The sequence below is a fragment of the Massilia niabensis genome (assembly GCF_042655085.1).
In the GTDB taxonomy this organism is placed as follows: domain Bacteria; phylum Pseudomonadota; class Gammaproteobacteria; order Burkholderiales; family Burkholderiaceae_D; genus Telluria; species Telluria niabensis.
Genome location: NZ_JBHSMU010000004.1, coordinates 446,745 through 458,220, shown reverse-complemented (window position 1 = coordinate 458,220; position 11,476 = coordinate 446,745). Strand labels below are relative to the sequence as shown.

The window sequence follows — 11,476 nt, the reverse complement described above, 5'->3', positions numbered from 1 at the left end:
TATTGCTGTTTTAGGGAAGCCGCGCGAGGAATTCGCGGATCGCGTCGAGTGCTTCCGGTTCGGTGAGCATCGGCGCGTGGCCGACGTTCGGCACTTCGGTGTACTGCAGCGTGGGCGCGGCGCGCCGCATCCATGCCGCCTGCTCGGGTTCGACCAGGTCCGACAGGGCGCCGCGCACCAGCAGCACGGGTCGCTTGTGCGCCAGGCGCTTGAACGCCAGGCGCGCCGCCAGCGAGGTCGGCTTTAGTTTACCTGTTTGCATTGGCAGCGCAATACTCGGGTCGTAGCGCAGCGCAAGCTTGCCAGAGTCGTCGGGCGCGAAGGCGCGCTGGGCCCATTTTCCCCATTCCTCGTCGGAGTTGGCGGGGAAGGCGCAGGCATTGATGTCCTTGATGTAGCCGGCGGCATCCTCCCAGTTCGACAGGGTGTTGCAGCGCCCGGCGTAGCCGGCGATACGCGACAGGCCTTTTATCGACAGCACCGGGCCGACGTCGTTCAGGACGGCGCCGGCGATCAGGTCGAGGTTGCGCACGGCCAGCGTCATCGTGATCAGGCCGCCCATCGAGGTGCCGACAAAGACGGCGCGGGCAATGCCCAGGTCGTGCATCAGTTTGGCGACATCGCCGGCGTAGACCGCCGGGTTGTAGTTGTTCGGATTCGGGTCGCGCGCTGAGTTGCCGCGGCCGCGCACGTCGGGTACCAGCACGCGCCGGCCGAGGGCCGCGATCTCGGGCGCGAGTTCGTCGAAATCGGCCGAGTTGCGCGTCAGGCCGTGCAGGCAGATGACCGGCAACCGCGCTGGCCCGGCCGCGGCCGGGTAATCGCGTGCGTACAGCGCCAGCCCGTCGGTGCTTTGGAAGCTGATTGGTGTGAAGTTGGACACGCTGCGGATCCTGTTGTTCTTGATGTCAGGGCGAGAGAAGGGCGTGCCCGCGCCGCCGGCTGGCGGCGCGGGTTCATGGCGTGCTGCTGCCTTACTCCCGAAGGATCAGAAGCGGTACTCGAGCGTGGCCGATACCGTGCGCGGGTTGCCGTAGAAGGCCGTCAGCGTGCCTTCGTTGCCCAGGGTCGGGAACAGGTAGCCGGCGGTCTTGTAGCGCTCGTCGCCCAGGTTCTTGCCATGGATACCGGCGCGGATCTTGCCGTCGGCGCGGGTCCAGACGATGCTCGCGTCATACAGCTTGTACGATTCCTGGTCGAGGATCGACACGGTTTCGAACTGGTTGGTGGCGCCCTTGTACGACACGCTGCCGATCAGCGAGATCTTGCCGTTGTGGCCCATGAGAGGCAGCGCGATGTCGTAGTTGGCGCGCAGGTTGGCCGAGTTCTTCGGCGTGTTCTGGAACACGCGCTGGCTGGCCACATTGACGCCGGCGACGATGTATTCCTTGTACTCGGCATCGATGTAGCTGTACATGCCGGCCAGGGTGAAGTCGCGCGTCAGGTTGGCAACCGTTTCGAACTCGAAACCGCGGATCTTGGCCTTGCCGGCGTTGGTGGTGACGCCGGCGAAGCTGTCGTCGCGGCCGTCGCCGTTGGTGTCGATCGCGATCGAGCCCGGGATCTGCACGTCCTGGTAATCGCTGTGGAACAGGGCGGTGTTGGTGGTGATGCGCCCGCCGTTGAACGACGATTTCAGGCCGAGTTCGACCGTCTCGATGGTTTCGGGGCTGTAGCCGCGGCGTGCCTCGGCCAGCGGGATGCGGGTGCCGACAATGTTCAGGCGCGGATCGAAACCGCCGCCCTTGAAGCCTTCCGAGTACGACGCGTAGACGTTGTGGTCGGCATTGAGCTTGTAGTTGACGGCGACGCGCGGGGTGAACTTCTTGTCCTCGCGCTCCAGGCCGCTGCGCAGGTCGGTGTCGGTACGGAACGGGATTGCGGCCGCGTTGCCCATTTCAGGCGTGCCGCCGGCGCCGAGGAAGATCTGGCGGTAGATCGAGGCGGTGCGCTTGTCGACCGTGTAGCGCCCGCCCAGCGACAGCGACAGGGAGTCGCTGAAGTTGTAGCTGCCGTCGATGTAGGCGGCCCAGGCCTTGGTGCCGATGTCGCCGCTGGTGAAGGTCGAGGTCGGGACGGCGCCGGCCAGGATGGTGTCGAACTTGTTATAGGCCTGGGCGTCGATGTAGTACACGCCCGCCACCCCGGCGATGCGGTCGCCGGTATAGGTCAGGTTGAATTCCTGGCTGAACTGTTCGTTCTTGTACAGGGCCGGCACTTCCATGTCGACCACTTGCAGCGAGTCGAAGTCGATCGGCGCCCACGACTTGTCCTTGCGGCTGGCAGTGATGGACTTGACGGTGAACTGGTCGTTCAGGCGGTATTCGACCAGGGCCGAGACACCGTGCGCGGTCACTTCCTGGTCGTGGCCCAGGGCCTTCGTCAGGTTGGCGCGGGTGTCGAATTCGTTCGACAGGATCGGCGCGCCGCTGGTGCGGCCGACGATCAGGCGGTGGCCGTTCTTCGGGCTCGAATCGTCCTGGGTGCCGTCGCCGGCAATGCGGATGAAGAGGTCGGGGGTCGGGGTGAATTCGGCCGACAGGCGCAGCGCGGTGACGTCCTTGTCGTAGTTCTCGGCGCCGGTGAAGAGGTTCTTGCCGAAGCCGTCGCGCTTGAAGCGGGCGACCGTGCCGCCGATGCGGACGGTGTCCGAAATCGGGGTGCTGGCGGTGGCCACGCCTTCCACCTGGCCATAGTTGCCGACCGTCGTGCGCAGGCGCACATCGGGCTTCGCGGCGAGCTTGCGGGTCACGTACTTGACGGCGCCGCCGATGGTGTTGCGGCCGTACAGCGTGCCCTGCGGGCCGCGCAGCACTTCGATGCGCTCGACGTCGTAGATGTCGGCCACGGCCGCCTGCGGGCGGGCCAGGTAGATATCGTCGATGTAGATGCCGACGCCGGACTCGAAGCCGGCCAGCGGATCGGCCTGGCCGACGCCGCGGATGAAGGCGGTCAGCGTGGAGTTGGTGGCGCGCGACGCTTTCAGGGTTGTGTTCGGCAGGGCCAGGGCCAGCGCGGTGACGTCGGGCACGCCCTGTTTCGACAGCTGGTCGGCGCTGAAGGCGGTCACGGATACCGGCACGTCCTGCAGGGTTTCCTCGCGGCGGCGCGCGGTGACGACGACTTTCTGGACGTCGCCTGCGGTTTCGCCGGCAGGGGCCGGCGCGCCGGATGCTTCCTGGGCGTGGGCGACACCCATGGCGCTGCCGGACAGGGCGAGCAGGGCTGCAGTGGCAATGGCGGAACGGTTGACCAACTTCATTTTTTTATTCGTCAGGCGCATCTTTGTCTCCTAATTTTGGGGATGGCTCATGCAATCAGACTCGCACGCCGAGCAGTGTGCGCCGGTTCCGTCTGGCTGAAAAGATAACAGCGCGCCAACCGCTTGTGCATTAATGCACATCGCGCTGCACTGTAATGGGGAGTTATGCATATAGGGGAAATGGTGCACGTGCACAATTTAAGCGCGATCAAACATGCATATGGGAATTGATTGCGGGGGGAATGTGCACTGGTGCACAATATGGCGTCTTGATATCAAACAAGTGCGCCGATGAATACCTTGCCTGAGTGGACCGACCTCCGTTTCTTCCTCGAGCTGGCGCGCGCCGGCACCCTGTCCGGGGCCTCGCGCCGTCTCGACGTCGAGCACACGACGGTGGCGCGCCGCATCGACCGGCTGGAAAAGGAACTCGGCTCGACCCTGTTCGACCGTTCGCGCGAAGGCTACGAGCTGACCGAGATGGGGCTGGCGCTGCTGCCGCATGCGGAAGCGATGGAAGGGGCGGCGCTGGCGGCCGCCGAGCAGCTCAGCGGCGCGGAGGTGGCGGCGCATGGCGTGGTGCGCCTCGGCGTGCCGGAAGTGTTCGGGGTCAAGGTGGTGGCGCCGCTGCTGGTCGGGCTGCTCGACGCCAACCCGGACCTGACGATCGACCTGCTGGCGCTGCCGCGTTTTGCGAACCTCGCCAACCGGGAGGCGGACCTCGGCGTGATGCTCGATCCGCCCACGACCGGGCGCTACATGGTGACGCGCCTGGCCTCGTTCCGCTTCTACCTGTACGCCTCGCCCTCCTACCTGGCAAAGCATCCTCCGATCCGCCAGCAGTCGGACCTGGCGCAGCATTATTTTGTCGACTACGTGCAGGACCGGCTGGCCAGCCGCGAGCTGTCCTACCTGGACGAACTCGGCTTCACCCCGCGCCGGCGCCTGTGCTGCTCGGGCATGACGGCGCAGATCGAAGCGGCCTCGCTCGGCATGGGCCTGATGATGGCGCCGCCGTACGCGGTGCCGGACGACGGCCGGCTGGTGCCCGTGCTGCCGGGCTTCTTCGCCGAGCGCTCTTTCTGGCTGGCCGCGCCGACCGACCTGTACCGGCTGCGGCGGGTGAAGGTGGTGTGGAACCTGCTGCGCGATTATGCGGACAGCCAGCCATCCTTGTTCGTGTAGGGGAGGGTGGGGTGACGGTGCGCTCTTTCACGTCCCATGATGAGGGCGCGGTCAACGCGGTGGCCCGCGCCGCTTTTGCCCAGTACGAGGGGCATTACGAGGATTGGCCGTCGTTCATCGACGGGATCGGGCGGATGGCTCAGCTCGCGGCGGGCGGCGATCTGCTCGTTGCCGAATACGGCGGCGAGATTGCGGGCGCGGTGGTGCACGTTGGCCCCGGCCAGCCGCGCAGCCCGATCTTTCCCGATGAGTGGTCGGTGATCCGGATGCTGGTCGTTGCCCCCGGGGCGCGCGGCCTGGGCATCGGCCGGCAGCTCGTTGCCGCCTGCCTGGCATGCGCGCGGCGCGATGGGGCACCGGCGGTCGGGCTGCATACCAGCCCGATCATGGCGTCGGCGCTGCGGCTGTACACGGCAATCGGGTTTCGCCGCGACGCCGATCTGCCGCCGATCAGGGGCGTGCCGTATGGGCGGTATGTGTTGCCGGCGAATCGCGTGGACGCTGCAATCGCCGGGCTTGGAATGGCCTTCACCCCTTGAACGGAGTCCTCTCGTTCAGCTCACTCATGTACTCATCGATCCCGCCCGCCTCGCGCTCGAGGAAGCGTTCGATCGCATCCGCGAACGAGGGATGCGCCAGCCAGTGGGCGGAAAAGGTGCGGGTCGGCAGGAAGCCGCGCGCCATCTTGTGTTCGCCCTGGGCGCCGCCCTCGAAGGTCTTGATGCCTTGCTCGATGCAGAACTCGAGCGGCTGGTAGTAGGCGGCTTCGAAATGCAGGCAGGGCACGTGTTCCAGTTCGCCCCAGTAGCGGCCGTACAGCGTGTCGGCCGTGTGGATCACGAGCGAGGACGCGATCGCCCGGCCCGCGCGCTCGGCGATCACGAGCAGGATATTCTCCGGCATGGTCGCGCCGATGCGCCGGAAGAAGTCCAGGTTCAGGTAGGGCGTCGAATAGTGCGCCGCATAGGTGTGCCGGTAGCAGCGGTTGAAGAGCACCCAGTCGGCGTCCGTTGCATCGACCCCGCGCACCCGCCGCAAGGTCACGCCGGCCTGCGCCACCTTGCGCCGCTCGGCGCGGATGTTCTTGCGCTTTTTTTGCTCGAGCGTCGCCAGGAATTCGTCGAAATTCGCATAGCCCGCGTTCAGCCAGTGGAACTGCACGCCACTGCGCAGCATGAAGCCGGCCTCGCGCAACTGCCTTGCATGCTCTTCGGGCGGGAACAGGATGTGGGTCGACGAGACCTTGGTGGCCTGTTGCGTCGCGACCAGGACCTCGATCAGGGCCGCACGCGCCTGCGCATCGCGCGCCAGCAGGCGCGGGCCGGCCACCGGCGTGAACGGCACCGCCGCCAGCAGCTTCGGGTAGTAGTCCAGCCCGTGGCGCTGGTAGGCATCCGCCCAGGCCCAGTCGAACACGTACTCGCCGTAGGAGTGGTCCTTGACGTACAGCGGCAGCGCGGCAACAAGTTCCGCGCCGTCGTACAGCGCGATGTATTGCGGCTGCCAGCCCGTCTCGGGCGTGGCGCTGCCGGATTCGTGCAGCGCGTGCAGGAAGGCGTAGGAGAGGAAAGGGTTCATGTCGCCCTGCAGCGCGAGCAGGCCATCCCAGGCGGGCTGGCCGATCTCGGACAGGGAAGAAACGATATGCGTGCGATAATTCAAAATTGCTTTCATACCTTGAAAAGAAGTGCGAAAGGCCAAGATGAACGACCGATTTTTCAACCTGTACTCTCATGGCTTTGCACGTGTGGCCGTGGCAATCCCGCGCTGCCGTATCGCCGACCCGGCCTATAACGTCGAGCAGACCCTGCTCCTGGCGCGCCAGGCGGCGAGCCAAGGCGCGGCACTGGTTGCGTTCCCGGAACTGGGCTTGTCCGCCTACAGCTGCGAAGACCTGTTCCACCAGCGCGCGCTGCTGGACGCCTGCGAGGCCGCGCTGCTGGCCGTGGTCGAGGCCTCACGCGACCTGCCCCTGGCGATGGTAGTGGGCCTGCCCCTGCGGGTCAATCACCAGCTGTTCAATTGTGCGGCGGTGGTCGCCGGCGGGCGTGTGCTCGGCCTGGTGCCGAAAAGTTTTCTCCCCAACTACGGCGAATTCTACGAATCGCGCCAGTTTAGCGCGGCCGATTGCGCCGCGGTCGACGCCGTGCGCCTGTTCGGCGAGGACGTGCCGTTTGGTGCGCACCAGGTGTTCCAAGTCGAGAACCTGCCGCTGCTGCGTTTCCACGTCGAGATCTGCGAAGACGTCTGGGTGCCGGTGCCGCCGTCCTCGTTCGCGGCAATGGCCGGCGCGACAGTATTAGTGAATCTGTCGGCCTCGAACGTGCTGGTCGGGAAAAGCACCTATCGCCACCAGCTGGTGAGCCAGCAGTCGGCGCGCTGCATGGCGGCCTACCTGTACACCTCGGCCGGGCGCGGCGAATCGACTACCGACATGGCCTGGGACGGCCAGGCGCTGATCTACGAGAAGGGCGACATGCTGGCCGAGTCGGCACGTTTTCTCGACGAGTCGCATATCATCTTCGCCGACGTCGACCTCGAGCGCATGTCGCAGGAGCGCATGCGCGCCACTACCTTTGCGCAGTCGGCGCGCCGTCATGCGGAAGAAGTGGCCAGGTTCCGCGTGCAGCGCTGCACGCTGGCGCTGCCGGTCGAAGGCAGGCTGCCCCTGAACCGGGAAGTCGAGCGCTTCCCCTATGTGCCGGCCGACCGCGCACTGCGCGACGAACGCTGCACCGAGGTCTACAACATCCAGGTCCAGGCGCTGATCCAGCGCCTGTCCGCAAGCGGCATCCAGAAGGTGGTGATTGGCGTGTCGGGCGGGCTCGATTCGACGCATGCCTTGCTGGTCTGCGCCGCCGCCATGGACCGCCTCGGCCTGCCGCGCACGAACATCCTGGCCTACACGATGCCGGGGTTCGCCACCAGCGGACGAACCCTGAAGCAGGCGCACGCACTGATGGAAGTCGTCGGCTGCACGGCCCAGGAAATCGACATCCGCCCGAGCTGCCTGCAGATGCTGCGCGACCTGAACCACCCCTACGCGGAAGGCAAGGAGCAGTACGACGTCACGTTCGAGAACGTGCAGGCGGGCGAGCGCACCAACCACCTGTTCAGGCTCGCGAACCACCTGGGCGCGATCGTGATCGGCACCGGCGACCTGTCCGAGCTGGCGCTGGGCTGGTGCACCTATGGCGTGGGCGACCACATGTCGCACTACAACGTCAACGCCAGCGTGCCGAAGACGCTGATCACGCACCTGGTGCGCTGGGTGGCCGAAACCGGGTCCGTCGTGAAGGGCGGGGCGGAGGTGCTGCTGAACATCCTGAATACCGAGATCAGCCCGGAACTCGTCCCCGGCAAGGAAGGCGACGACAAGCCGGCCCAGATCACCGAAAACGTGATCGGCCCCTACGAGCTGCAGGACTTCAATCTCTACTACATCCTGCGCTACGGCATGACGCCCTCGAAGGTCGCTTTCCTCTCGTATTCGGCCTGGCACGCGAAAGGCGAGGGCCGCTGGCCGGACGAGCATGGGTCGCGCAACGAATATGAACTGGCTGACATCAAGCGCAACCTGAAGATCTTCCTGTGGCGCTTCTTCAAGACCAGCCAGTTCAAGCGCAGCTGCGTGCCGAACGGACCGAAGGTCGGCAACGGCGGCTCGCTGTCCCCGCGCGGCGACTGGCGCGCACCGAGCGACTCGGAAGCGACCGTCTGGCTCGACGATTTAAAGAACATCCCGGACTAACGAATTCAAACAAGGAGCAGACATGAAGCAGATTACCTGCGTGATCAAACCGTTCAAACTCGACGAGGTGCGTGAAGCACTCGCCGACGTCAACATTACCGGCCTGACGGTCACGGAAGTGAAGGGTTTTGGACGCCAGAAGGGCCACACGGAACTCTATCGCGGCGCCGAATACGTGGTCGACTTCCTGCCGAAGGTGAAGATCGAAGTGGTGGTCGACGACGCCATCGTCGACCAGGTGGTCGACGCGATCATCAAGGCCGCGCGCACCGGCAAGATCGGCGACGGCAAGATTTTCGTGCAGGACGTGCAGCAGGTGATTCGTATCCGTACAGGCGAGACCGGGCCGGACGCGGTTTGATTGTTGGGTGGGGCGCTCAGCGTCCCATTTGAATATCGAATTTCCAGGTCACCAGCCGCAGCACGCTGATGAACAAGGCGCTGCTCCACAGCGCAAAGTCGTGCGACACGTTCGTGTACAGGCCCATCAGCAGGAACATCCAGTTGCCCAGAAAAGCGCACAGCGCGTAGGGTTTCCCGTCCCGGAATACCATCGGCACTTCGTTGCAGACGATGTCGCGCAGCACGCCGCCGAAAATCCCCGTGATCACGCCCATCATCGAGGCGATGAACAAGGGCATGTCGGCGTCCAGTGCGGCCGATACGCCGGCGATCGAGAACAGTCCCAGGCCGACCGCGTCGGCAATCACGATCAGGCGCTCCGATACCAGCTGGCGCAGGGTGCGGATCAGGGGCGAGGCGATCAGGGCCAGGACGAAAATCAGGATCGCGTATTCCTGGTGCGTGACCCAGAACAGCGGACGGCGGTCGAGCAGGATGTCGCGCAGGGTGCCGCCGCCGAAGGCGGCAATGAAAGCGACGGTAAACACCCCCACCAGGTCCATGCGCTTGCGGCGCGCTTCGATAAAGCCGGAAAACGCGCCGACCAGGATGGCCATGATTTCGATGAACTTGATGAGGGTCATGCAGGGAACCGTGCTGTTGGCATGTTGCTAGCCTAACATGCCGGCTGCATCAGCAACAGGGCCGGAGCGTCAAGTCACGGCCAGCGGCAGGCGCACGCTGAAGACCACTTCGCCGTCCTCGAAGCGGTAGGCGATCTCGCCCTGGTGCTCGCGCACGATCGTGGCGACAATGTACAGGCCCAGTCCCATGCCGGTGCGGTTGCGAAGATTGTGCAGCGAGCCGCGCTTGAACGGATTGAACAGCGAAGCGGCAAACTCGTCGGGGATCGGATCGCCCTCATTGGTCACATCGAGGCTGGCCCAGTCTTCGGTGGTGGACAGCGCAACGTTGATGGCGGTGTCGACGTAGCCATGATGGCGCGCATTGCTCAGCAAATTCGACAAGACCTGGGCAATGCGCCCGCCGTCGGCGCGCACCATCACCGGGCCAGGATTGACGTAGTCGTAGGTAATCGCCGGGTAGGCCACGCGCATTTCGTCGACCACATCCTCGGTCAGCGCGGCCAGGTCGAGCGGCTCGAGCTGCATGCCCAGGCCCAGGCCGCCGTCGATGCGGCTCATGTCGAGCACCTGGCCGATCAGCCGCTGCATGCGGTCGCTCGAGGACTGGATACGACGTCCCAGGGTCGGCTGGGTGCTGCCGCGCTCGATCATGGTGCCGGCCATGTTGATTGACTGGAGCGGGTCGCGCAGGTCGTGCCCGAGCATGGCCAGCAGCTGGGCACGGGCCGATTCCGTCTGCGCCCGGCGCGCGTTCGAGGCGCGCAGGAGTTCGGACAGCGTCAGGCGCGCGTTGTCGAGCACTGCCGCCTCCCACGGATGGGCGCGCCCGACGACTGTCTCGTGCCAGGCGTCGAAGGAGCCGCGCGGCGTCAGGCGCGGACCGTTCGGGCCGAATTCGATCGATTTTTCGGGCCTGCCGGCCCACAAAACGTGCTCGATCTGTTCGGTACGCAGCAGCAGGCACCAGCCGCCGCCGGGCGGGTCGAACGGCAGGGCAAGCATGCCGACCCACTTGCCGAGCAGCGGCTGCACCTCCTCGGGCCACTCGCCGATATGCTCGCGCACCAGCATGTCGCTGGCATCGGGGGGCAGGCCGCGGGCGACGGTAGCCGCGCAGTCGCGACCGATCAGGCCGTGGTAGACCATTCTGCCGTTGTGCAGGCAGACCAGTGCCTGCGAGCCGGTCGCGTCAAGCAGCGACTGCGCATGACTGGCAAGGGCATCGAGCGGCTCTTCGGCGGTGAGCAGTGACTCGACGAGGTCGGTGCGCACGCGCGCGGCGCGTTCCACCAGCTCGGCGTCCAGGCGCGCTTCGATGCTCTGGATGGTCGAGGCCATGACCTGGGCCAGCACGTCGGCCGCCATCCGGATCGCGTAAGGGACGGCTTTCGGCGCCATGTGGTGGCAGGCGATCAGGCCCCACAGGCGGCCGTTGATGACGATCGAGACGCTCATCGACGCGTGCACGCCCATGTTGCGCAGGTATTCGGCGTGGATCGGCGACACGCTGCGCAGCACTGCAAAGCTCATGTCCAGCGGCATTGCGTTCGGCGTACCCAGCAGCGGCACCGGTGTGTAGCCGACATTGGCGATCGTGCGCAAGGTATTGAGCACATACAGGCGGCGCGCCTGGGCCGGGATGTCGCCGGCCGGGTAGCGCTGGCCGAGGTAGGCAGGCAAATCCTCGCGCCGTGCTTCGGCCACCACGTCGCCGCTCTCGTCCGGACGGAAGCGATAAGCCATGACGCGGTCGAAGCCGGTGAACTCGCGCACCTGGCGCACGGCCGTTTCCAGCAGCCCTTCGATGCTGCGCTGGCGCCGCACGCGCTCGATCGAGCTGTGCGCCTTGACTGCGAACAGAGCGACCTCGTCCGCCGGCACCGCGCGCAACTCGAATTCGGCAATGATGCGCCCGCCTGTCGCGTGCACGATGGCGTCGTAATCGCGGCCCTCGACGGATACCGCCGCCATCGCAGGCGGGCATTCGCCATCGACCAGCAATCCGGCGCAGTCGGCGACCAGCTCGAGGCTGGATGCGGGGAGGGACAAGTCGCGGAAGGTGCGTCCCAGCTGCAGCGACGGCAGCAGGAGCGGGGGAACATTCGCGCTCCAGCCCGCGAGCAGGCCGTCGCTGTCCATGAAGAGGAGAAAGCCATGCGGCTGGATCGACCCGGGGGTGTGGATCGGTTCATCTGCGCAGGATGCCAGGTCAACCTGGCGGGAAACGGGCATCGGCTCGGCCGGAACTAAGCTCAATGAATTCCCCTCATGTTGGACGGCATGGAACGA

Annotated in this window: 9 protein-coding genes; 4 read left to right on the top strand and 5 right to left on the bottom strand. The window is 65.7% G+C overall.

Features of this window, described 5'->3' with window-relative positions:
• Window positions 1-10 precede the first annotated feature (10 nt).
• On the bottom strand, window positions 11-883 hold the full coding sequence (locus tag ACFPN5_RS04710) for an alpha/beta fold hydrolase (RefSeq protein ID WP_379780613.1): 873 nt from the start codon (window positions 881-883) through the stop codon (window positions 11-13).
• A 105-nt stretch (window positions 884-988) separates the two neighbouring features.
• The gene (locus ACFPN5_RS04705; RefSeq protein WP_379780611.1) at window positions 989-3,283 is read right to left on the bottom strand and encodes a TonB-dependent receptor; all 2,295 of its coding nucleotides are present in this window, start codon (window positions 3,281-3,283) and stop codon (window positions 989-991) included.
• A 270-nt stretch (window positions 3,284-3,553) separates the two neighbouring features.
• Here ACFPN5_RS04705 and ACFPN5_RS04700 point away from each other — a divergent pair, with 270 nt between their 5' ends.
• Window positions 3,554-4,447, top strand: a complete 894-nt coding sequence (locus ACFPN5_RS04700) for a LysR family transcriptional regulator (RefSeq protein WP_379780609.1) — start codon at window positions 3,554-3,556, stop codon at window positions 4,445-4,447.
• An 11-nt stretch (window positions 4,448-4,458) separates the two neighbouring features.
• Window positions 4,459-4,986 carry a GNAT family N-acetyltransferase gene (locus tag ACFPN5_RS04695; protein ID WP_379780607.1) on the top strand — a complete coding sequence of 176 codons (528 nt, stop codon included), beginning with the start codon at window positions 4,459-4,461 and terminating at the stop codon, window positions 4,984-4,986.
• On the opposite strand, the gene ACFPN5_RS04690 is transcribed toward ACFPN5_RS04695, so the two are convergent.
• The gene (locus tag ACFPN5_RS04690; RefSeq protein ID WP_379780605.1) at window positions 4,976-6,121 is read right to left on the bottom strand and encodes a GNAT family N-acetyltransferase; all 1,146 of its coding nucleotides are present in this window, start codon (window positions 6,119-6,121) and stop codon (window positions 4,976-4,978) included. The genes ACFPN5_RS04695 and ACFPN5_RS04690 overlap by 11 nt on opposite strands.
• Before the next feature lie 28 nt (window positions 6,122-6,149).
• Here ACFPN5_RS04690 and ACFPN5_RS04685 point away from each other — a divergent pair, with 28 nt between their 5' ends.
• Window positions 6,150-8,198 carry an NAD(+) synthase gene (locus ACFPN5_RS04685; protein WP_379780603.1) on the top strand — a complete coding sequence of 683 codons (2,049 nt, stop codon included), beginning with the start codon at window positions 6,150-6,152 and terminating at the stop codon, window positions 8,196-8,198.
• A gap of 22 nt (window positions 8,199-8,220) precedes the next feature.
• Entirely contained in the window at window positions 8,221-8,559 is a 339-nt protein-coding gene (locus ACFPN5_RS04680) for a P-II family nitrogen regulator (protein ID WP_379780601.1), read from the top strand.
• A gap of 16 nt (window positions 8,560-8,575) precedes the next feature.
• Here the strand turns inward: ACFPN5_RS04680 and ACFPN5_RS04675 are convergent, their stop codons facing one another.
• Window positions 8,576-9,184 (bottom strand): trimeric intracellular cation channel family protein, encoded by a 609-nt coding sequence (locus tag ACFPN5_RS04675; RefSeq protein ID WP_379780599.1) that lies wholly within the window; start codon window positions 9,182-9,184, stop codon window positions 8,576-8,578.
• Window positions 9,185-9,253: 69 nt separating this feature from the next.
• Entirely contained in the window at window positions 9,254-11,443 is a 2,190-nt protein-coding gene (locus ACFPN5_RS04670; RefSeq protein WP_379780597.1) for an ATP-binding protein, read from the bottom strand.
• Window positions 11,444-11,476 lie beyond the last annotated feature (33 nt).

What these genes read in the sequence shown, in the direction of transcription:
- ACFPN5_RS04675 (WP_379780599.1), bottom strand. Translation starts at nt 9,184, where the DNA reads ATGACCCTCATCAAGTTCATCGAAATCATGGCCATCCTGGTCGGCGCG.
- ACFPN5_RS04690 (WP_379780605.1), bottom strand. Translation starts at nt 6,121, where the DNA reads ATGAAAGCAATTTTGAATTATCGCACGCATATCGTTTCTTCCCTGTCC.
- ACFPN5_RS04685 (WP_379780603.1), top strand. Translation starts at nt 6,150, where the DNA reads ATGAACGACCGATTTTTCAACCTGTACTCTCATGGCTTTGCACGTGTG.
- ACFPN5_RS04700 (WP_379780609.1), top strand. Translation starts at nt 3,554, where the DNA reads ATGAATACCTTGCCTGAGTGGACCGACCTCCGTTTCTTCCTCGAGCTG.
- ACFPN5_RS04680 (WP_379780601.1), top strand. Translation starts at nt 8,221, where the DNA reads ATGAAGCAGATTACCTGCGTGATCAAACCGTTCAAACTCGACGAGGTG.
- ACFPN5_RS04705 (WP_379780611.1), bottom strand. Translation starts at nt 3,283, where the DNA reads ATGCGCCTGACGAATAAAAAAATGAAGTTGGTCAACCGTTCCGCCATT.